Origin of the sequence: Actinospica robiniae DSM 44927 (assembly GCF_000504285.1) — a bacterium.
Taxonomy (GTDB): Bacteria; Actinomycetota; Actinomycetes; order Streptomycetales; family Catenulisporaceae; genus Actinospica; species Actinospica robiniae.
Genome location: NZ_KI632511.1, coordinates 8408172 through 8428136, shown reverse-complemented (window position 1 = coordinate 8428136; position 19965 = coordinate 8408172). Strand labels below are relative to the sequence as shown.

21 protein-coding genes are annotated in these 19965 nt (G+C 68.0%); 11 read left to right on the top strand and 10 right to left on the bottom strand.

Annotated elements, in window-relative coordinates:
* Window positions 1-552: 552 nt before the first annotated feature.
* Together ACTRO_RS47715 and ACTRO_RS36325 are read left to right on the top strand one after the other, a co-directional pair.
* Entirely contained in the window at window positions 553-714 is a 162-nt protein-coding gene (locus tag ACTRO_RS47715; RefSeq protein ID WP_169739990.1) for a hypothetical protein, read from the top strand.
* A gap of 118 nt (window positions 715-832) precedes the next feature.
* A complete protein-coding gene (locus tag ACTRO_RS36325) occupies window positions 833-1240 on the top strand; it encodes an ATP-binding protein (protein WP_034270555.1) in 408 nt (135 codons plus the stop codon).
* 69 nt (window positions 1241-1309) lie between these two features.
* On the opposite strand, the gene ACTRO_RS36320 is transcribed toward ACTRO_RS36325, so the two are convergent.
* The gene (locus tag ACTRO_RS36320) at window positions 1310-2074 is read right to left on the bottom strand and encodes an SAM-dependent methyltransferase (RefSeq protein WP_245594598.1); all 765 of its coding nucleotides are present in this window, start codon (window positions 2072-2074) and stop codon (window positions 1310-1312) included.
* Window positions 2075-2527: 453 nt separating this feature from the next.
* On the opposite strand from ACTRO_RS36320, the gene ACTRO_RS47710 reads away from it, so the two are divergent.
* Both ACTRO_RS47710 and ACTRO_RS51545 read left to right on the top strand, forming a co-directional pair.
* Window positions 2528-2677 (top strand): hypothetical protein, encoded by a 150-nt coding sequence (locus tag ACTRO_RS47710; protein WP_211244523.1) that lies wholly within the window; start codon window positions 2528-2530, stop codon window positions 2675-2677.
* Window positions 2616-3050: an EAL domain-containing protein gene (locus ACTRO_RS51545; RefSeq protein WP_157436631.1), complete on the top strand. Its 435-nt coding sequence runs from the start codon at window positions 2616-2618 to the stop codon at window positions 3048-3050. Before ACTRO_RS47710 ends, ACTRO_RS51545 begins: the two co-directional genes overlap by 62 nt.
* A gap of 303 nt (window positions 3051-3353) precedes the next feature.
* Here the strand turns inward: ACTRO_RS51545 and ACTRO_RS36315 are convergent, their stop codons facing one another.
* From ACTRO_RS36315 to ACTRO_RS36305, 3 genes are all read right to left on the bottom strand, one after another.
* Window positions 3354-6257: a hypothetical protein gene (locus ACTRO_RS36315; protein WP_034270550.1), complete on the bottom strand. Its 2904-nt coding sequence runs from the start codon at window positions 6255-6257 to the stop codon at window positions 3354-3356.
* A 222-nt stretch (window positions 6258-6479) separates the two neighbouring features.
* Complete coding sequence (locus ACTRO_RS36310; RefSeq protein ID WP_034270548.1) at window positions 6480-7232, bottom strand: hypothetical protein; 753 nt, start codon at window positions 7230-7232, stop codon at window positions 6480-6482.
* 249 nt (window positions 7233-7481) lie between these two features.
* Window positions 7482-8375, bottom strand: coding sequence for a LysR family transcriptional regulator (locus ACTRO_RS36305; protein ID WP_034270545.1), 894 nt, complete (start codon window positions 8373-8375; stop codon window positions 7482-7484).
* A 156-nt stretch (window positions 8376-8531) separates the two neighbouring features.
* On the opposite strand from ACTRO_RS36305, the gene ACTRO_RS36300 reads away from it, so the two are divergent.
* From ACTRO_RS36300 to ACTRO_RS36290, 3 genes are all read left to right on the top strand, one after another.
* Window positions 8532-8891, top strand: coding sequence for a VOC family protein (locus ACTRO_RS36300; RefSeq protein ID WP_034270543.1), 360 nt, complete (start codon window positions 8532-8534; stop codon window positions 8889-8891).
* A 115-nt stretch (window positions 8892-9006) separates the two neighbouring features.
* Window positions 9007-9999: an ATP-binding cassette domain-containing protein gene (locus ACTRO_RS36295; RefSeq protein WP_034270540.1), complete on the top strand. Its 993-nt coding sequence runs from the start codon at window positions 9007-9009 to the stop codon at window positions 9997-9999.
* Window positions 9996-10781, top strand: coding sequence for an ABC transporter permease (locus ACTRO_RS36290; RefSeq protein ID WP_034270537.1), 786 nt, complete (start codon window positions 9996-9998; stop codon window positions 10779-10781). The genes ACTRO_RS36295 and ACTRO_RS36290 overlap by 4 nt, the downstream gene beginning before the upstream one ends.
* Before the next feature lie 482 nt (window positions 10782-11263).
* Here ACTRO_RS36290 and ACTRO_RS36285 read toward each other — a convergent pair whose 3' ends face one another.
* Genes ACTRO_RS36285 through ACTRO_RS36275 form a run of 3 tightly spaced genes read right to left on the bottom strand, consistent with a single transcriptional unit; the run spans window position 11264 to window position 14046 of the window.
* Complete coding sequence (locus ACTRO_RS36285; RefSeq protein ID WP_211244522.1) at window positions 11264-12157, bottom strand: ABC transporter permease; 894 nt, start codon at window positions 12155-12157, stop codon at window positions 11264-11266.
* Window positions 12158-12160: 3 nt separating this feature from the next.
* Window positions 12161-13009, bottom strand: a complete 849-nt coding sequence (locus ACTRO_RS36280) for an ABC transporter permease (protein WP_211244521.1) — start codon at window positions 13007-13009, stop codon at window positions 12161-12163.
* Window positions 13006-14046: an ABC transporter ATP-binding protein gene (locus tag ACTRO_RS36275; protein WP_051451923.1), complete on the bottom strand. Its 1041-nt coding sequence runs from the start codon at window positions 14044-14046 to the stop codon at window positions 13006-13008. The genes ACTRO_RS36280 and ACTRO_RS36275 overlap by 4 nt, the downstream gene beginning before the upstream one ends.
* A gap of 267 nt (window positions 14047-14313) precedes the next feature.
* On the opposite strand from ACTRO_RS36275, the gene ACTRO_RS36270 reads away from it, so the two are divergent.
* Window positions 14314-15069 (top strand): class I SAM-dependent methyltransferase, encoded by a 756-nt coding sequence (locus ACTRO_RS36270; protein WP_034270535.1) that lies wholly within the window; start codon window positions 14314-14316, stop codon window positions 15067-15069.
* A gap of 54 nt (window positions 15070-15123) precedes the next feature.
* Here ACTRO_RS36270 and ACTRO_RS36265 read toward each other — a convergent pair whose 3' ends face one another.
* On the bottom strand, window positions 15124-15798 hold the full coding sequence (locus ACTRO_RS36265) for a TetR/AcrR family transcriptional regulator (protein WP_034270532.1): 675 nt from the start codon (window positions 15796-15798) through the stop codon (window positions 15124-15126).
* Window positions 15799-15919: 121 nt separating this feature from the next.
* Between ACTRO_RS36265 and ACTRO_RS36260 the strand changes: the two genes are divergently transcribed.
* Together ACTRO_RS36260 and ACTRO_RS36255 are read left to right on the top strand one after the other, a co-directional pair.
* Window positions 15920-16666, top strand: a complete 747-nt coding sequence (locus tag ACTRO_RS36260) for a VC0807 family protein (protein WP_034270529.1) — start codon at window positions 15920-15922, stop codon at window positions 16664-16666.
* A 5-nt stretch (window positions 16667-16671) separates the two neighbouring features.
* Window positions 16672-17583 carry a GNAT family N-acetyltransferase gene (locus ACTRO_RS36255; RefSeq protein ID WP_245594716.1) on the top strand — a complete coding sequence of 304 codons (912 nt, stop codon included), beginning with the start codon at window positions 16672-16674 and terminating at the stop codon, window positions 17581-17583.
* Window positions 17584-17902: 319 nt separating this feature from the next.
* On the opposite strand, the gene ACTRO_RS36250 is transcribed toward ACTRO_RS36255, so the two are convergent.
* The gene (locus tag ACTRO_RS36250) at window positions 17903-18115 is read right to left on the bottom strand and encodes a hypothetical protein (protein ID WP_034270523.1); all 213 of its coding nucleotides are present in this window, start codon (window positions 18113-18115) and stop codon (window positions 17903-17905) included.
* A gap of 225 nt (window positions 18116-18340) precedes the next feature.
* Complete coding sequence (locus ACTRO_RS36245; RefSeq protein WP_034270521.1) at window positions 18341-18946, bottom strand: TetR/AcrR family transcriptional regulator; 606 nt, start codon at window positions 18944-18946, stop codon at window positions 18341-18343.
* 91 nt (window positions 18947-19037) lie between these two features.
* Between ACTRO_RS36245 and ACTRO_RS36240 the strand changes: the two genes are divergently transcribed.
* Entirely contained in the window at window positions 19038-19955 is a 918-nt protein-coding gene (locus ACTRO_RS36240) for an alpha/beta fold hydrolase (RefSeq protein ID WP_034270518.1), read from the top strand.
* Window positions 19956-19965 lie beyond the last annotated feature (10 nt).

The window sequence follows — 19965 nt, the reverse complement described above, 5'->3', positions numbered from 1 at the left end:
CTCGTCTCCGACAGCGGCCGCGGCACGTAAACGAAGCACCGCAGCGCTGTCTCGCCTGTTTGACCGTGCTGCGCCATAGATCTGGGCCGAAAAATTTCAGTTGAACGAAGCACGCGACACGCAAGCGTCAGATACTGCATTGCAGCGTCCGCTCATTTCGGGGACCGTCGGACGACGGCCCCCGAAAGTGGATACCCCACCCGCATGCTTCTCTCGAAGTCACGCACCTCGATTGCATCGAATCGCTTGACCAGAAAGAGGATTCGGGCCATACTCGAACGAGTGGCTCGGCGTCACTCTCAGCGCCTGGGCAGTTGCAGATCAGCGACAATCTTCCAGGGATTTGGTTGGGTTATGGTATCGATCCCCCCTCGGACACTTATCCTTTCCACGGAGAGCTGCTTGAGGGCAGCTCTTTTTGGCGTCTGAGGTCGGGTTTCCCCCGTCTCAGGCGCTGCGTCGTTTCGGGCAGGGTTTCACCTCCTCACCCGTGACCTGGACGACCGAGTACACGGCCTTGCCGTCGCGGCGCTACGGGCCGAAGGCCGGACCGTGGAGGACGAAGTTCTCGCCCATATCTCCCCGGTCCACCCCGAGAACGTCAACTTCTTCGGCGTCATCGACGTCGAAGGCGAACTCGCCAAGCTCGACGGCGACGGCTTCCGCCCACTGCGCGGCGGGATTTCCGACGGCACGATCCCGCAGGCCGGGTGAGCCCGGCACGCCGTTTGAGGCGGCGTGGGTCGCTCGAAGCCGCTTCCTTCGCGCCCTGCCAGTAAATCAGAGTCCTGCGCCACATTGACCCGAAATCTACTGCTCAGGAGGGCACCGGATGGCCGGCGGATGTACGGGGAGCGGCGCGACCAGTTCGGACCTGTCGGGCAACGCCGGCGATGTCGTCCAGGCCCGCGACATCGCCGGCGGCATCCACTTCCACGGCCGCGGTCGTGATTCCTCGCCTGTCTTCGCGCAACTGCCCGCCGACGTACGCGGCTTCGTCAACCGCACTGCCGACCTGCAACGCCTGGACATCATCCTCGGCCAGGACCTCGAACACTCCGGCTCCGCCTCCGTCTGCGTCATCGCCGGAACCGCCGGAGTCGGCAAGACTTCCCTGGCCGTGCGCTGGGCACACCGCAACCGGGAGCGCTTCCCCCACGGGCAGCTGTACGTCAACCTGCGCGGCTACGACCCCGCGAGCCCGTCACCGCTGTTCAGGCCCTCGAACGCTTCCTCATAGCCCTCGGCGTTCCCGCAGTAGCGATCCCCGCCGAGGTGGAGGACCGCAGCGCTCTGTTCCGCACGCTGCTCAGTTGCGCACGCCGACCGCGGCGTAGGCCGAATATCGGGCCACGTCTCCGCCAAGCGGATCGGTCAGCTCGCTGGCCGGATCAGGCCGCCAGCAGATCATGTCGGCGACGCCCGGCGGAACCACCTCGTATCCGGCGCCACCCATCAGCGCAGCCAACTCCTCGCGGCCGCGTGCGTTCATCCCCGCCGTCGCACCACGGTAGACGTCCTGCATCTCGCCCATCCGCTTGGGCTGGTAGTCGGCGGTGGCGTGGCTGATCGCCAAGTATGAGCCCGGCGCAGTGGCGTCGCGGTAGGCGCCGAGAATCCCGGCCGGATCGTCGCTCTCGGGTACGAAGTGCAGTACCGCGAACATCAAGACGGCCACAGGCTTACTGAGATCGATCAGGTCGAGCAGGGTCGGATCGCGCAGGACAGAGTGCGGGTCGCGCAGGTCCGCGTGCATGACGGCGGCGTTCGGTACGTCGGCGAGAATGGACCGGCTGTGGGAGACGGCCACCAAGTCGTTGTCGACGTACACGGTGCGCGCTGCAGGGTTCAGGCCTGAGACGATCTCGTGCACGTTGCCGACCGTCGGGATGCCCGACCCCAGATCGATGAACTGATCGATTGCCTGGTGTGTCAGGTAGGTCAGCGCACGGCGAAGGAACGCCCTGTTCGCCCGCATAACGTGGGGCAGGTCGGGCCAAACCTCGAGCACCTTCGCGGCCAACTCCCGATCGGCGGCGAAGTTGTGGCTCCCATCGAGGTAGTAGTCATACATGCGCGCCGGTGCCGGTCGCTCGATGTCGACGTCATCCGTTGCCCATGCTGGACGTGGACGGTGGGTCATGCGTTACGACCTCTCTCCCCGGGAAGCGTTCGATGCTGTCACGACTCAACGTGCACAGCTACACACCGAGTGATGATACGTGCCCCCGTCTACCTGACGTAACCGGTAGACAACGGTCAAGAGCCCCCTGCGACCCTGAAAGCCGGCCGTAATGCGTACTTCCATGGCAGGGCGGGCGCCGGCTTGCCGACTCGATCGTGTGGAAGACATGTACTCCGGCTACGGTCAGGTCCAACCCAAGATAGAGCTCCAGTCCCGCAACCGGCCGCGTCCGGCTGCCCTACCGTCGCTTCGACGGGCACCACGCGCTGATCACGAACGCGCCGTGAACGACGACGCTACCCACAGACTCCTGAGGCAGCTCACGGCCAACCCCCGGCCGCCGTGGCCCGCCCGATGGTCGGACTCGCCCGCGACCAGACGCTCGACCTGCTCGGCAGCGTCGGATTCGGGCGCATCGTGTTCATCCGCGATGCACTGCCCGCCATCCGCCGGATCGACCTGGTCATCCGCACCCACGAGGCGCCGCCCTGACCCGAGCGGCCGGAGGGCGCGGCGTCGCGCGCTCGTCGAAGGAATCGTCCACATGGCCAACGAACTCGGCCTGACCACCGTCGCCGAAGGCGTGGAAAACAGAGAGCAACACACACGACTACGCGCCGCCGGGAGCGTCCGCCCGCATGCGCCCTGCCCCGCTCCCGTCGCTCAGAGATCCGCCTGCTCATCACAAGCGGCCCGGCTACCCGTAGCCTCGCCCAGGTCCGCAGGAAGCGAGCAGGTTCTCTTCGTGCCCGATTACCCGCCACCCGCCCGTCCCGACCGGCTGCTCGTCGGCGTAGAGGGGATGGGCAGCGCGGCCTTGAGTGCCGCAGCCGCGCACGGCAGCCGGAAGGCGCCGCGGACCTAGCCCAGGACGGTGCCGAAGCAGTCGCGGGCCAGGGCACGGCGACACCGCGCCCGCGACGGAGATGACCCGATGTCGGGTTCCAGGGTTCAGTCCAGAACTCCGCCATACCCGCGAACAAGGCACTCGACTTCGGCGGGGGCGGTGGACCGTCCCCGCCGAAGTCGACCAGCCTTCCCGCGCGTCGATGGGCCGGTGGGCTCAGCGCGTTCGGGCTACACCGCGATACTGCGCCGCACCGGCGGCGAACTTCGAGGTTGACTACTGGCTGAAACCGGGTTGTGTCCGGGTACTGAAACGCGGAGCCTACCGGTGGACGCGAACGGAGATCTTCGGCCGTGTGGCGCCGACGGCGCCGACGATGACCTTGATCGATTCGGGACTGAGCAGCAGGCCGTCTCCGGCATCGGCGAAGCTCGCCGTGCCCTCGGCGATCGACGGGTTGAGCAGCCCGTAGTCGTAGGTCTTGAGCGTTCCGTTGCGGGTCAGGCCCTCGATCGCCAGCGTGACCGGGCTGACGTCGTCGGTGTTGATCAGGCAGATCGACTCCGTTCCGTCGAGGTACGAGGCGTAGGCGCGGACCGTGGAGGTGGACGAGGGTGTGATCTCGGTCAGACAGGCGCCGGGCTTGGTCATCAAGGACGCGAGGACGAAGCCCCAGTAGGCGGGCAACGGGGTGTCGAGCGACGGCTCCTTGAGGCCGGACTCGTTCACGGTGGTTTTCCCGGGGTGCGGCGCGCTGAGCGCGGGCGTGAAGGTGATGCCGGTGCTCACGATCCCGTCACCTGCGGCATGCCCGGTCGTCAGCGGGGCGGTCAGGGTGATCCCCGTGCCGTCCGTGGCCGCCACCTCGCCGGTGGCGTGATTCCTCTTCAGCGGTGTGGTCAGGGTCAGGCCGCTGCCCGCATCGCGGGTCGCGGCTCCTGCGGCATGGTTCTTCTTCAGTGGCGCGGAAACGCTGATGCCGGTGCCGAGATCGACTACGGGGACTCCGGCGGGGTGGGCCGCGGCTATCGGCCGCGAGAGGTTCACGCCGGTTCCGATGTCGACCACCGAGGCGCCGGCGGGATGCGAGAGGGCGAGCGGGCTCGAGAGGGTGACCCCGGTGCCGGCCGCGCCGGCACTGCCCACGTTCTGGATGATGGAGGTCTCGAAGCTCGCCCCGGTGTCGACGGTGACGGGGTGACCGGCGAAGAGCCCGGTGGTGCTGGCGACCTTGAGGTTGGTCGCGCCCGGCGCGGCCGGGGCCGCCAGGGAGACTGTCGTCTGCGACCCGACGGCGGCGACCGCGGACACGATCTGCAGCTGCGAACCGGTGCCGATCATCAGCGGGTGTCCCACCGTGATGCCGGCGACACTGGCGAGGTAGACCGTGCGGTCCCCGGGCTTGACCGGCAGGACGGTGGCAGTGGGAGCCGACGCGCTGGAACCGACCAAGGTGATGGTGCGGACCTCTTCGGCGGAATCGGCGTCGATGGTGATCGGGTCGCCGACGTAGTTGGCGACGCCGGTGTTGGAGTCGTTCACCGCGACGACGTAGAGCACGGTGTCGCCCGCAGAGGCCGGCGCCGCGAGACTGGTGCCGAGACTCGATGAGGTGCCGACGGCCGCGATGGTGGCCGTCTCGGCTCCAGAACCGGAGCCGATCGTCACGGTGGCGCCCGTAGCGAACCCGGTCGGCATGAACACGGGAATCGACTGGCCGCCCATGCCGGTGCCGACGATGCGGATCGTCTTGTCGCCGGCCACGGCGGGCGCAGCGAGCGCAGCGGTGCTCGCGCCGGTGCCGACAGCCTCGACGACGTGCGATTCCGCACTCGTCCCGCTGCCGATGACGACCGGGGTGCCCGGCGCGAAGAACTGGTCGTAATCGGTGGTTGCGCCCACGGTGGTCAGCGAGGAGGTATCGGTGACCTTGATGACCCGCGCGCCCTTGGCCGCCGGTGCGGACAAGGTGGTGTTCCCGGGAAGCGCGGTGATCTTGCGTGACTCCACCGCGGAGCCGGTGTCGAGCGTGAACTGATGGCCGTAGTGGAATCCGGTCGGATCGGTCACGGCGATATTGCGCGCCCCCGCCACCGCCGGAGCCGAGAGCGTCGTCGCACTGGGTCCGGGCGTGCCGGTGCCGTTGGACAGGAAACCGAAGTCGCCGTTCATGTTGTCGCTGTTGTGCACCTGCCACCACAAGTACGATTCCGCGCCGACCGACAGCCACTTCAGCGCCGTCGCCACCGCGAAGAGCGCTGCGACCGGCTGCGCGTTGTACACGATCTCCGACTGTGACACGTTCGATTCGCTGACCACGACCGGGGAGTTCGGCGCGTACTCGCTGATGATCGATTGCAGGTATCGCATCGCACCCGGGATGCGGTCGACCGTCTCGAACAGTTGCGCGTTGGAGAGAACGGGGATGCCGAAGACGGGATACCAGTGGAAGTCCACGAAGTCGATCTGGTCGGCGTTCTGCTTGAGCACCGTCCTGTTCCACAGGTCTGGGTCAGCCACCCATGTCCCGGTTCCCCCGGCCACCGTGCGGTCGATCGTCATCGGGAACCCGACCCTGGTGGCCGGATCGACACGGTGCATGGCCTCGAAGTACGGGCGTGCGTTCGTCGCATAGGACTGTGGCGTGTGCGGGTCGGAGTGCTGGTCGAGCTCCCACGTCCCGTACCCCTCGTTGCCCAGCAACCACACCGCCGTCTTGGCGTCGTAGTTCGGGAACGTCAGCGCGCTCGCCACCCAAGCGGCCGCTGCATCGGGGCCCTGATTCAGACTCCCGTAGTTCACGGTGACCATCGGAGCCGCGCCGATCTGCGCGAGCAGCTCCATGTACTGCGGCCACGGCAACGCGGCAGTGGGCGCCATCCAGTTGACGTAGTCGGCCCCGGAACCGCCGGGGTAGCGGATCCGGCCGATACCCGCGGCCGTCAGCAACCCCGGGACGACCGGGTCCGCGAAGTTCTGGTCGCCCGAGGTCGTGTTGACCCCCAGCGCCTGAGCCGTCATCGTGAAGCCGTCCGAGTTCGGGCCCATGGCCGCGCTGCGCGCCGTCGGCCCGCCCCGTTGCGTTGCCGACTCCGCGGCGCTCGCGGGTTGCTTCACCAATCCGGTGAGCGCGACCGCGCCCCCGGCTGCCGCACCCATCCCCAGCAGCGCGCGCCGGTTCAGACCACTGGTTCCGTCTCGCAGTACGTTGGCGTCCGAACTCATGACAAGCCCCTTCCGCATGACAACGTTGTCTTTTCCTCGTGAGGGAACTTATACCGGGCCGAACATGTACGTCCAGACCAGCTTGGCCAGTGAGACAAGCCCCTGCCGGTGGAAGGCGTCACCCGCGCTGCCGGGCAGGCGAGCCGGAGCCGGCGGGCTGTCCGAGACCTGCTGAAAGCAGATCTCGGACAGCCCGCAGCATTCACGCATTCTGAGTCGGAACTACTCCACGCCGTAGGCGTCGGTGACCGTCTGGGTGACGGATGCGCCGTCAGCCGACTTGAGCGTCACCTTGAGCGTGACCAGCTTGCCGGACTGCCCGGTGTGGTCCACGTAAGCGGTCCAGACGCCGTTGATCTGCTTGACCTTAGCGGTGAGCCAGTCGACGCCGTCGTCGTATGAGTACGACAGCGAAGCCGATGTCAGTGTCCCGGGCGTGTAGCCCTGCTGTCCGGTGGCAGCCAGTGTGATCTGCTGGGGGCCCGGAGTGACGTTGTTCGACGGGTCGAGGGCGATGCCGTAGGACGGGTAGAGCAGTGGCAGGGACTGCGAGTAGGCCTCGCCATCCAGACGCGACCGGAAGGTGAAGTCGGTCTCCACGGTGCCCGAGCGCTGCCATACATCCGTGTGCCAGGCCCGCTGCTGCGAGAGCTTCAGGGTGTAGTCGGCCCCAGCGCTCGGAATGTCCCACACGTTGTACGGGCCGAACCATGATGCGCCGTAGTCGGTACCGTCGGCGCCGACGAGGTCGACCGTGCCGTTGTCGCCGAAGGATCCCTGGAGGCCGACGTGGTCCGGATTGCTGTCGCCCCACAGGTTCTGGCTGAAGTCGACGCCGATCTCATTACCTTGACGCTCACCTTGCAGTGTCTGCGCGCCGGCGGGGTCGAGTCCGACGACCGGCCGGATGACGCCCTTGTACCAGTCCTCGGTGCGGACGCTGCCCGGCGTGTAAGTGCGGTCGATATCCTCCATGGTTTCGGTGAACGGCCAGTGGCTCTGGGCCGCGTGCTCCCAGGCGATCCAGGCCGATTCCCGTGCCCACGAAGGCTTTCGTGAGCCAGAGTCTGCTGCCGGTCCGGTTCCGAGGGCGGTGGTCCTGTTGATCAGCAGGCGCGGGTTGCCGGTGCGGGGCCATCGGATCCGGCGGTAGTCGAGGCCTCCTCGCCGACATCCGAGTGTGCACTCCGGAGCAGCCTCAATCCTCATCTGTATCGACGAAGGCTACAGCCGGGCTTCGCCCAGATCCTCGACGACTTGGGCCATGGCCCTTATCCGGTCGTTCTCCGATTCGGCGTGCCACACCAGTCCCCAGTGGAGTTCCGGGCCGTCCTCGATGAGCCGATAGGCGATATCCGGGCGGGTCTGGAAACGCGTGACGTGCATGCCCAGGCTGTGGACGGATTCCCCGGCGCTGACGATGGCGTAGATGTCCTCGAGAGTGGGGATCGGCGCCTGGTGGCGGGGGATCGCGCGGCCGGAGGGGGTGAAGAACGGTTGGAAGGCGTCCTCCCAGTACTCCGGCTCCGTCGATCGGGCCGATAGGACGCTGTGGTCCGCGAGAACCTCCAGTGAGACCGGGCCCGGGTCGGCCAGCGGGTGATCCAGCGAGCTCATGAGGACCTTTCGTTCGCGGAACACCCTCGGCCCGACGATGAGGTCGTCCTCGCGAATCGGCGTCCAGGCGACGAGGACGTCGAACTCGCCGCGCCGCAGCAGTCCGAAGGCGTCCACGTAGTTCGCGTGCCTGACCTGCAGCTCCCAGTGCGGGTGCCGGGTGCGGAACGCGGTCCAGTAGGGCTTGAGTTCGTGGCCGTTGATGGCCAGCATGCCGACGCGCAGAGTCCCGGTGACACCCTTGGCGGCCATCCGGGCCCGCCGCATGCTCTCCCTGAGCCCCTGATAGACCGGGATGAGATCGGTACGCAACTGCTCGCCGATCGGCGTCAACCGGACGTTGCGGCTGGTGCGCACGAACAGCTCGGCGCCGATCACCCGCTCCTGCTTCTTGATCGCCTGACTGACCCGGGCCGGCGAGACGCGCAACCGCTCTGCCGTCCGCCCGAAGTGCAGCTCCTCGGCCAGCGTCAGAAAGATCTCGATGTCACGAAGCTCCACCGCACCCCCTCGCGATCGTGAACCGCCATGTTAACCGACGTTGCAAGATCAGCCGTTGATCCACTCCCGGTCGAGGCAGAACAATTCTGGCATCGACGAGAGGAGAGTTCGTCCCATGACGTACCTCGGCCACCGGGCACCGGCACGGGTGGCACCGTGAACATCATCGCCTCAACCGTGGCGCTGACCGTCGCGGACGTCGCGGCGTCCAGCCGATTCCTCGCCACCCATCTGGGCTTCCGCGAGGTGGCCGTCACCGACGGATTCATCCGGCTGGCTCGCGACGACGGCGCCGCCGACATCGAACTCTGGGCCGGCGGGCAAGCGCCGAGCGGGGCGGTCGTGTCCTTCACGGTCACCGGCATCGCCGCCGAGCACGAGCGCCTGCTGCACGAAGGCGCCGAGGTCAGCACACCACTGCGACGAGAGCCGTGGGGTGAGTGGTCGCTGCGGCTGACCGATCCCAACGGCGTTGTGATCCAGCTCGTCGAATGGGCTCCACCGGCCGGTCTCTGAACCGGACGCCGTTCCGCATCACCCACACCCCTGCATAGGAAGGCTTTGCCATGCCCGAAAAACCGTACAGCCGCATCCGCCGCGCGCCGCGCCCGGACGAAGAGGTCTGAACGCCATGACGACCATCCCTGCCGGCGCCGCGATCTCGGCCCGCGACCTTCGAAGGTCCTACGGCGACAAAGTCGTACTCGACGGCATCGACCTGACCGTCCCCGCGGGCACGATCTTCTCCCTGCTCGGCCCGAACGGCGCCGGCAAGACCACCGCCGTGAAGATCCTCTCCACCCTCGTCTCCGCGGACCCGGCCTCCGGCGCCGTCCACGTCGGCGGCCACGACCTGGCCGCCGACCCGCAGGCGGTGCGTGGCGCGATCGGGGTCACCGGCCAGTTCTCCGCCGTCGACGGCCTGATCACCGGCGAGGAGAACATGCTCCTGATGGCCGACCTGCACCACCTGTCCAAGCGCGAAGGCCGTCGGGTCGCCGCCGAGTTGTTGGAGCGCTTCGACCTGCTCGACGCGGCGAAGAAGCCCGCTTCCACCTACTCCGGCGGGATGAAGCGCCGCCTGGACATCGCCATGACGCTGGTCGGGGACCCGCGGATCATCTTCCTCGACGAACCGACCACCGGCCTGGACCCGCGCGCCCGGCACACCATGTGGCAGATCATCCGGGAGCTGGTCGGCGGTGGCGTCACCGTCCTGCTCACCACCCAATACCTCGACGAGGCCGAAGAGCTCGCCGACCGGATCGCCGTGCTCCACAACGGCAAGATCGCGGCCGAGGGCAGCGCCGGGGAGTTGAAGCGGCTCGTGCCCGGAGGCCACGTCCGGCTGCGCTTCAACGACCCGGCCGCCTACCAGTGCGCCGCCGGCGCTCTGCACGAAGCCACCCGGGACGACGCGGTACTCGCGCTGCAGATCCCCAGCGACGGCGGCCAGCGCGACCTGCGCGCCATCCTCGACCGGTTGGACGCCGCCGCCATCACCGCCGACGAACTGACAGTACACACCCCCGACCTCGACGACGTGTTCTTCGCCCTCACCGACACCGCCCCGAAGCCCAGCCACGCCGACGTGTCCGGCCTGCAGGAGGAAACCGTCCGATGAGTTCCCTGACCCTCGCCGCGCGCGACTCCTCGACCATGCTGCGCCGCAACCTCCTGCACGCCCGGCGCTACCCGTCCCTCACCCTCAACCTGCTGCTCACCCCGATCATGCTCTTGCTGCTGTTCGTCTTCATCTTCGGCAACACGTTCAGCTCGGGCATCAGCGGCGTTCCGAACCGGACCGCGTACATCGCCTACGTCGTCCCCGGCCTGCTGCTGATGACCATCGGCAGCACCGTCGTCGGCACCGCGGTCTCGGTGTCCAACGACATGACCGAGGGCATCATCGCCCGCTTTCGCACGATGGCGATCCACCGACCCTCGGTTCTGATCGGGCACGTCGTCGGCAGCGTCCTGCAGTCCATCTTGAGCGTGGTCCTCGTCGGCGTCGTAGCCGTGGCCATCGGCTTCCGGTCTCACGCAAGTGCCCTGGAATGGCTGGCGGCGTTCGGGCTACTGGTTCTGTTCGCCCTCGCGCTCACCTGGATCGCCGTCGGCATGGGCCTGATCAGCCCGAGCGCGGAGGCGGCCAGCAACAACGCCATGCCGCTGATCCTGTTGCCGCTCATCTCCAGCGCTTTCACCCTGATCCGCTCCATGCCCGGCTGGTTCCAACCCATCGCCGAATACCAGCCGTTCACGCCGGCCATCGAAACCCTCCGCGGCCTGCTGCTCGGCAGCGCCGTCGGCCACAACGGATGGCTCGCCATCGCCTGGTGCCTCGGCCTGGCCGTGATCGGCTACTTCTGGTCGACCGCGACGTTCAACAGCAACGAGAAGTAGAGCCCGCGCCTCGGTCAAGTCCTGCCGCCACCGGTGGGGGTCCATGCCAAGCTTGGACCCCCACCTCTCGCGGAATTCCATGCACGCGACTACTGGTCGTCCGTGTGGCTCAGGGCGAATTGCCCGATAGGTCGCATCGAAGTGCGTCTAGGCAAATTGTAGTTCGCCCCTCGGACGCTTATTCTCTCCACGGAGAGCTGCTTACGAGCAGCTCTTTTTGGTGTCTGAGCTTGGGTTTCTCCCGTCTCAGGCGCTGCGTCGTCTCGGGCAGGATTTCACCTCCCGATCCCTGTCCACGGCACCTGACTGACTGCCGCGGGGCCGATCGCGGATCCGCTCACGTCCCATCCGAACGGCCGCGGGTAGAGGACGTAACCCCCGGACGGCAGATCGGCCGGAGCAGCCGTGCGCCGACGAGCGCCTCGGGCGCGAGTGGTGACGGGGATCGCCGGAGGTCCTGCCGTGCTGTCGTGATGGCGGGGTCAGCTTCCTGTGCTCTCGTATCGCAGCATCCCGCGGCGAAAGATCGACACCGCCAGCAGCAGACAGTACCCTGCGACAGCCGGGGTGGCTAGCACGATCCACAGGGCGTGGCTGCCGGTCAGGTAGTCGGCCGGGTAGAAGCCGACGAAGGCGAACGGGATCACCACGGTCAGGGCCACGCGCAGGACGGGCGGGAAGAGCGTCAGCGGATACCGGGTCAGCTCGCCCGCCTGGTGGACCGCCATGGCGAACAGCGGGCTGGGGCTGGCCACCCAGAACGAGACCGAGTTGGTCGCCAGGCTGATCGCGATCTTCACGGTGATGCCGCCGGCGAGCAGGATCAGCCCGACCGCGACCTCCGCCACGGTCCAGTGGATGCCGCTGTGCCAGATGCCGAGCACCAGCATGGCGACGCCGGTGGTGAGGTTGCCGAGGCCGTTCAGGCCGATCTCGGAGCTGCTCACCTGCAGCAGGACCGGGTACGGGCGCACCAGCATGTAGTCGAGTTCGCCCTGGTTGATCAGCTCGGCGACGCGCCACATGCCCTCGAAGCACAGGCTGCCGACGCCCTCGCCGACGGTGACCATCCCGAACATGATCAGGATCGGCCAGAGGGACCAGCCGTTCAGGTCCGGGATGAGCCGGAAGATCGCCGTGAGGAGCACGACGCCAACCGCCTGGGTGAGCACGGCGGCCAACATCATGATCCAGAAGTCGGCCCGGTACTCCATCGCGCCGCGCAGGTGGGTGCCGAGCAGTCTGAAGTACAGGCGCACGATCCGCAGCGGCGAGTGGCCCCGGTCGCGGGTTCGGTGGTCTTCTGCCGTGCCGGGACTGTCGTCGAGCTCTGAGGTTGCGCCGGCCCTGGTCGGTGTCGTGCTTCCGGTTCCCACGCGTCAGCCTCCGTGAATGGTCAGTTGTCGCAGCGCTCCGCGCCAGGCCAGCCGGCCGACGAGCCAGAGCGCGATGGCCCAGGCTAGCTGCACCGCGACGAGCCGCACCGCGTACCAGCCGGTCGCGTCGCCGATGAGGATGAGGCCGGGGGTCGAGGACATCCCGGCGAAGGGCAGCCACTGCGCGGCGGCGCCGAGCCAGTGCGGCAGGAGGCTGAGGGGCACGACGGCACCGGAGAGCACGCTGGTCACGGCGAGCCGCGCCCATTGCAGGCCGACGTAGTTCTTGGTCCAGAAGCACAGCAGGCCGGTCAGGTAGATCACGCTGAACTTCAGCAGCGCGATCAGCGCGAAACTCCCGAGGAACAACACCAGGTAGGCCGCCGACGGCAGCGTGATGCGCAGTCCGAACGCGAGCATCACAGCCCAGACGAAGCAGATGCCGGCCAGTTCGGTCACCAGGCTGCCGGCCGTTTCCGCGAGCCGCGCGCCCTGATAGTCGATCGGCTTCACCAGATCCAGCGCGACCTGGCCGGTGCGGATCCGGCGGGAGATGCGGAAGTCGGACAGGGTGGAGACGAGGGTGCCGGAGCTGAAGCCGACGAGCAGGTACACCTGCATCTGCGGCCAGGTGAACCCGGGGATGGAGCGCGAGGCGAGCAGCGCGTGCCAGACCGTGAGCATGGCCACCAGCTGGAACAGCACGCCGAGCAGGCTCAGCGCGAACTGCAGGCGGAAGGCGAGTACCGAGCGCAGTGTGGCCGCCGCCATCGCCCGGTAGGGGCGGGCTCGCGCAGCGAAGCCGACCGGCGCGATCGCCCCGGTGTGCCGAGTCGGGACCAGCGCGCTCACCCGAGGTCTCCGGCGGCGACGGGCTCGTTCGGCTCGGCCCGGGCCAGCAACTCCCCGGCGTAGACCCGGCGGATCACGTCCTCGATCGAGGGCTCCTCCACCTGGAAGTCGGTGATCTCGGCCAGGGTGCCGACGGCTGAGACGATCTGGCCCGCGGTCGTGGTGAACCGGTCGAAGCGGACCGTCACCGCCCGGGCGTGCTCCCCGGCGCCGACCTCGCAGGCCGGAAGCAGGGCGCCCAGCGCCGCCACGTCGATCGCGTCGGCCATCTCCAGACGCAGCACCCGCTCCTTGGCGAACTGGTCCTTGAGCGCGACCAGGTCGCCGTCGAAGATGATCCGGCCGGCGTCGATGATGACCAGGCGACGGCAGACGTCTTCGATGTCCTGCAGGTCATGGCTGGTGAGCATCACCGTGACGCCCTCGTCGCCGAGCGAGCGCAGGAAGGCGCGCACCCGTTCCTTGACGGCCACGTCGAGGCCGATCGTCGGCTCGTCGAGGTAGAGCACCCCGGGATCGTGCAGCAGCGCCGCGGCCAGATCGGCGCGCACGCGCTGGCCGAGCGAGAGCTTGCGGCCGGTGACCGGCAGGATGTCTTCGAGCCCGAGCACTTCGTCGAACCGTGCCAACCGGGTGCGGTAGACCGACTCCGGCACGCTGTAGATCTCGCGGAGCGTGGCGAGCGAGTCGGCCACGCTCAGGTCCCACCACAGCTGCGTGCGCTGGCCGAACAGGACGCCTATTCGCCGGGCGACGGCGGCGCGCTGCTCGTGCGGCACCATCCCGTCGATGCGCACCTGACCAGCGGTGGGGACCAGGATCCCGCACAGCAGCTTCACCGTGGTGGACTTGCCCGCCCCGTTCGGGCCTACGTAGGCGACCGCCTCGCCGGGCTCGACGCGCAGGTCGATCCCGTCGACCGCCACCTTCTCCTGATAGGTCCGGCTGACCACGTGCTTGAACGAGCCGGCCCAGCCGGGCTTCTTGTCGGGCTGGCGGAAGACCTTCGTCAGTCCCCGCGCATCGATCACCGCCATGCCAGTCCCCCGAAACTCGGTCGTCGTATGCAGATCTCAGATGAATCCGGCACTATGCGTGTCCTGCTATGAGCGCCCGGCGAGCAGGGCGATCCGAGCTGGCCGGAAGGCCGGGACCGCCTTGGAGAGCGCTCTCCAATCTGCTCCGGATCATAGGAAGCAACTTCGTAGACTGTCAAACGCTTTTCACCGAGACGCACTGGTGGCGCGGTCTCGGGTTCGGCGGCGCGGTAGTGTCCTCGACGTCAGATGTGACGGGAGGAACAGGTGAGTACGAACGAGGTTTCCGGGCGGTCTGCATCGGACGAGGCGGCGCGGGATTACCGCGCTTCACGCGAGATCCCGCTCGAGGGCTTGGCGGCGTGGCGCGAGGCGATCGCGGAACACACCGGCTGGGGTCCGGGCATGACCGTGCTCGACGTCGGTGCGGGAACGGGGGGATTCGCCCGAGCCCTGCGGGCGTGGTTCGGGGTGGACGTCGTCGCCGTGGAGCCCGATCCCGCTATGCGGGCTCTCATTCCAACCGATGACGGAGTCGTCGCCGTACCCGGATACGCCCACGACCTGCCGGTCACCGACGGCGGTGCACAGGGGGCGTGGCTAGGTTCGGTCATCCACCACCTGCCCGATCTGAACGCTGCGGCCGCCGAACTGCGCCGCGCACTCGTCCCGGGGGCGCCCGTGCTCATCCGCAACACGTTCCCGGGCCGCGCCGGCGAAGACCTGCGCATCCGGTTCTTCCCGGAGACCGCCGAGGCCGTCGCCGGCTATCCGAGTGTCGACGAGGTCGGCGACGCGTTCGCCGCGCACGGCTTCGACCGCCGAGCCCTGATATCCCTGCCTCAGGTCAGCGCGCCGAGCTTGGCCGCCTATGCGGCCGGATTGCGCCGCGCGGCGGACGGAAAGCTGCGCGCCCTGTCGGACGAGCAGTACGCGGCGGGACTCGATCGGTTGCACGCCGCCGCACGGGAGCGCCCCGAGGAGCCCGCGGTGAGCTGGATGGACCTGCTCGTGCTGGACTGAATCAGAGGACGAATATTCGCCGCGCCGGAGGTCGTGGCGATGGCGTGAAGGCCCTTATGCCGAATCAGCGCCCTCAGTCTTGACGCCGTAGTCGCCGAGCGAGCCGTGGAACTGGTCGAAGGCCGCGTTCGCGGCGCGCGTCAGGGCCTCGGCCAAGGGTGCGGCGGGTTCGGCGGCGAGGAGACGGCGTCGGGCTTCGTAGTACAGCACCCTGATGACACCGATGATGTGGGCGGCTGCCAGCCGTGGCCTGAGATCGTCGGGTTCGGCGCCCATGTCGTGCGTGAGCTGTTCGGCCAGGGCGAGTTCGCGCTGGTCGTGCATCTGCCGCTCCCGGGCGACGAGTGCGGGGCTGGATTCGACGAGCCGGGCGAAATCCGGGCCGCGGTGGGCCAGCGTGGGGTCGCCGGCAGCGAGCGCGTCGAGGTAGAAGCGGCGGGCCGCTTCGAGCGCGGACTGCGCGGGCGCACGGGCGGCCACCGCGTCGGTCAGTCCGGCGATGATCGCCTCGCGCCGGTCGAAGACCAGGTCCTCTTTGACCGGGAAGTGGTTGGTCACGGTCATTTTCGCGACGCCTGCGGCCTCGGCGACCTGCGCGATGGTGACCTTCTCGAACCCGCGCTCGACGAACAGCCGCGTGGCCACCGCCGCGATCTCGTCCCGGGTCTGCTGCTTCTTGCGTTCGCGCAAGCCGGCGCCGCCGGGCGCCGGGCTGAGGGCTTCGGTCATGAGCCCAGGATAGACCTAAGTTTAGGTTCGGTACAATCTTAGGCTTGACCTAGTCATTAGGTCAGACATAATCTTGTGCTGAGCCCAGCCAAGGGCCGCCCGCCGACCCAGGAGAGAACCCGTGCACACCGTCACCGCCACGCGCCGGCCCACCGCAACCGAAGCCACGGCCGAGCAGACCACCGGCGGCGCGACCGCGCGGCGCCCGGCAGCGACGGACCCGCGCTCGGCCTTCGCGCCGCTGCTCGTAGACGTCGCCGTACCACTCGGCACCTACTACGTGGCGCACTCCGCGCTCGGGCTGAGCACCGCCGCCGCCCTCATCGTCAGCAGCCTGATTCCAGCCGCGCGCACCCTCGCCGGACTGTTCGGCAAGCACGAGCGCAACGCCCTGGCCACGCTCATGCTCGTGGTCAACCTGGTCGGCATCGCGCTGACTTTCGCCACCGGTGACGCCCGGCTGATGCTGGCCAAGGACTCGGCCATCAGCAGCGTGATCGGCATCGGCATGCTCGCCTCGGTGTTCGGCCGCAAGCCGCTGATGTCCGCAGCCCTCAAACCGATGCTGACCAAGGGCGACCCCGCGAAAGACGCCGCCTGGGACCAGCTCACCGCCGGCTCTGCGCGCTTCCGACGCAACGAACGCGCCTTCACCCTGATCTGGGGAACGTGCCTCCTCACCGACTGCGTGGTCCGCTTCATCGGCGCGTTCACCCTGCCGGTCGCCACGATGACCTGGCTGGGTACCGTGATCCTGGTCGGCGCCATCCTCCTCGCGATCGCACTCAGCGGCCACGCATCGAAGACCATCGAGAAGCTCGTCGACGAAGCCGCAATCGCAGCCTCAGCCTCAGCCTCAGCAGCGTGACCGCGATGACCCGCGTCCTCGGAAGATCAATCGACCCTATAATCCGCGAGCAGTGCCCTCATATCCTTTGCCTGGAGGACGATGTGACGTCGATCATCCGACTCGACGCCGTCGAAGACGGACGCCCTCTGGGGCCGCGGATCCCGTTCGTCGCGGAGTCCGAGGGCGTGCCGGTCGCCCACGGCGATCTCATGGCGCGCTCATGGATGGGAGACGAGACCGGCCGTCTGGTCGACGTGCGATGGGAGCCCGGCCACAGCGAGGCGGCACGGCTCGTCGTCGAGGCGGCCATTGCCGCAGCGCGGCCCGGAGACGTGCTCAACGCCGCAACGAATGCCGAGATCCATCCGGATCCGTCCGAGCGTGTCGCCGTGTTCGAGTCCGGCGGATTCACCTTGTGGCAGGAGAAAGAGGGATTTCGGTGGGCCGACGAAGGCCAGGATCTGCCTGTCCCGCAACGCATCACGGCGCGCCCGCTCTCCGAGGTCGGCGCCGGGCGTTTCGCCGCGGCACTCGCCGCGTGCTCGGCCGACACGCTCGATCGGATCGACCGGGACGCTATCACCGCGATGACACCAAGTGCCTGGGCGCAGGCGTTCCTCGACGCGTCGCAGGACTCGACCTGGCTGCTCGCCGAGGAGGCCGAAGGAACGGCGGTCGGCCTCGTCTCGGTCGGTGAGTTCGATCCGGGCGTCGGCACCATCACCTACATCGCGGTCCTGCCCGGGCAGCGCGGCCGCGGATACGTCGACGAACTGCTCAAGCTGGCCAACCGGACCGCGCGCGAGCTGGGCTTCCGGGCCATGCTCTCGGACACCGACGTCCTCAATACCCCGATGCAGCTGGCATTCCACCGCAACGGCCACAGCGCACAGGCCACCGCCTGGCACAAGTGGATGCATCAGCGCGCTGTGTGAATCGGAGCTCTGTCATCGCCTTCGATTACCGAGCACTTCGGAGGAATCTGTTCAGTTTCCGAGTATCACGGTGCTGAGCATGACGGCTGCTTCGGATGCCGCCTGCGCAGGCGATCCGGCCGTCGGCCGGTGCGCGGAACTCGGCCCCCATTGCAAACCCCTTCCGTGAAGTGACGTCGGCCCGCGCCCCGGTCACCGAGTGCAGCGTCGGAGAAGGTATCCGGGCCCCCGCATCACGCCCGGAGGGGAAAACGACCGTCGTCCGTCCGCATGGGTGGCGGACGGACGACAGGGGTGAATCAGAGGTCAGCGACTGACGTCAGCAGATGCCGTTGTACGTGACCCGCTGTCCGCCGCACGTGGTGTACTCGCAGTAGATGTGGCGGCTGGGGGTCTCACACTGGGTGTACTCGATCCAGCAGTAGCCCTCGTTGACGCCCCTGATGCCGATGCAGGAGTCCGCCTTGGCCTGCCACGTCGGAACGAGGCGGCCAAGCAGGGAGTCCCCGATGACCTTGAACGGATTCGCCATGGTATTCACCTCCTTGCCGATGGAACGCGAAGATCCCGCCGGCTCGGCGCGATCTTCGGGTGTGCTAGGACGCGTGTGCTGTAAGCGCTTACTCGGGTGCAAGAGTTATGATATGCACGACTCTGTTCACTGTCAATATCAGTTTTCTTATTCAATATCCGCAGTCTGATGAATATGGCTGATAATTCGGTTCTCGACCTCGCCGAACCGGGAACCCCGAGGGAGTCACGCGCGGCCGGACCGACCGCCGCCACGCAGCGCCTGCGCGAACGCGTCGATGCTCACGCCCGCGACGGCCCGCAGCTGTGCCGGGCTCGATCCGCTTCCGCTCAGGATGGCGAGCGATAGGTTCACGGCCGCCATGTGCAGCGCGAAGTCCTCGGCGTCCTGGTCGTTCAACCGGCCGGCTTTGAGCGCCGAGCGCAGGCGCAGGCGCTGGGCGCCCAGCGCCTCCTTCGCCCGCGCCGCGGCGCCCGGGCTCAGTGTCGCAATCGCCATGGCCGACTGGGCCATCAGGCATCCGTCCGGGAGCTCGGGGTCGGCGATGCGCTCGAGGGTGACCTCGAAGAACGCGCGGACGGCGGCGACGGGCTCCGATCCCGCGCGGGCGAGAGCGGCGTCGTACCTGGCGCCGAAGCGCGCGGCGTACCGGTCCAGGCAGCGGACGAAGAGCGTGTCCTTGTCGCCGAGCGAGGAGTAGATGGAGCTGCGGTTCAGGCCGGTCGCCCGGGACAGATCGTCCAGCGACGTCTCGGCATAGCCGACGCGCCAGAACTGGATCATCGCGGCGTCGAGCGCCGTCTCCATGTCGAACTGCTTCTTGCCTGCCACGTGGCACCTCCTCGCCGGGCGCTCGTTCCTGCCGCGTTCGCGCACCCTATTATCTTGAACCGATCAGTTCAAGATGTGTTAGCCTTCGGGCATGTCAGCCTCCGCCGAAGGTAATCCGTTGCCCGATCTGCCCCTGCACGACCTGGCCGGGTTCGTCCACCGCCAGGTCGACGCGGACGGTGTGCGCCTGCACGCCGTCGAGGGCGGCCGGACGAGCGGCCCCGCGCTCGTCCTGCTCGCGGGGTTCCCGCAGACCTGGTGGGCCTGGCGGAGGGTGATGCAGAGCCTTGCCGACCGGTTCCACGTCATCGCGATCGACCTGCCCGGTCAAGGCCACTCGGAGCGTCCGGAGCGCGACTACGACACGCACACCGTCGCCGGCACCGTCCAGGCCGCCGTGCGTGCTCTGGGGGTCTCGAACTACTGGCTGGCCGCGCACGACATCGGCGCCTGGGTCGCCTTCTCCCTGGCCCTCGGCTTCGAGGACCGGCTGCACGGGGTCGCCCTGATCGATGCCGGGATTCCCGGGATCACCCTGCCGGAGGCGATTGCCCTCGACCCGGATCGGGCGTGGAAGACCTGGCATTTCGCGTTCCACCTCGTGCCCGAGTTGCCCGAGACGCTCCTGGCCGGCCGCGAGCGGGAGTATGTCGGCTGGTTCCTGAAAATGAAGGCCCTGTCCCCCGACGCGTTCGATGACGCAGAGCTCGACCATTACGCAGCGGCCGTCGCGGCCGACGGCGGCCTGCGCGCCAGCCTCGCCTACTACCGGGACGCCGCCGAGTCGGCACGCCGGAACCACGAGGCGCTCAAGCGACGGCGGCTGGCCGTGCCCGTGCTCGGGATCTCCAGCAGCCACGGCTCCATCCCCGACATGGCGGCCTCCTTGAGCCCCTGGGCCGAGCACGTCAGCGGAGTCATCGTGCCCGACGCCGGTCACTTCATCCCTGACGAGCAGCCCGAAGCAGTCGCCGCCGCCCTGGCCGCCTTCATCCTCGACAGCGCCTGACGACCCTCCC

Coding starts and splice junctions, on each gene's coding strand:
- ACTRO_RS36325 (WP_034270555.1), top strand. CDS start 833: ATGGCCGGCGGATGTACGGGGAGCGGCGCGACCAGTTCGGACCTGTCG.
- ACTRO_RS36320 (WP_245594598.1), bottom strand. CDS start 2,074: ATGTATGACTACTACCTCGATGGGAGCCACAACTTCGCCGCCGATCGG.
- ACTRO_RS51545 (WP_157436631.1), top strand. CDS start 2,616: ATGCACTGCCCGCCATCCGCCGGATCGACCTGGTCATCCGCACCCACG.
- ACTRO_RS36315 (WP_034270550.1), bottom strand. CDS start 6,257: ATGAGTTCGGACGCCAACGTACTGCGAGACGGAACCAGTGGTCTGAAC.
- ACTRO_RS36310 (WP_034270548.1), bottom strand. CDS start 7,232: ATGGAGGATATCGACCGCACTTACACGCCGGGCAGCGTCCGCACCGAG.
- ACTRO_RS36295 (WP_034270540.1), top strand. CDS start 9,007: ATGACGACCATCCCTGCCGGCGCCGCGATCTCGGCCCGCGACCTTCGA.
- ACTRO_RS36290 (WP_034270537.1), top strand. CDS start 9,996: ATGAGTTCCCTGACCCTCGCCGCGCGCGACTCCTCGACCATGCTGCGC.
- ACTRO_RS36275 (WP_051451923.1), bottom strand. CDS start 14,046: ATGGCGGTGATCGATGCGCGGGGACTGACGAAGGTCTTCCGCCAGCCC.
- ACTRO_RS36265 (WP_034270532.1), bottom strand. CDS start 15,798: ATGACCGAAGCCCTCAGCCCGGCGCCCGGCGGCGCCGGCTTGCGCGAA.
- ACTRO_RS36255 (WP_245594716.1), top strand. CDS start 16,672: ATGACCCGCGTCCTCGGAAGATCAATCGACCCTATAATCCGCGAGCAG.
- ACTRO_RS36250 (WP_034270523.1), bottom strand. CDS start 18,115: ATGGCGAATCCGTTCAAGGTCATCGGGGACTCCCTGCTTGGCCGCCTC.
- ACTRO_RS36240 (WP_034270518.1), top strand. CDS start 19,038: ATGTCAGCCTCCGCCGAAGGTAATCCGTTGCCCGATCTGCCCCTGCAC.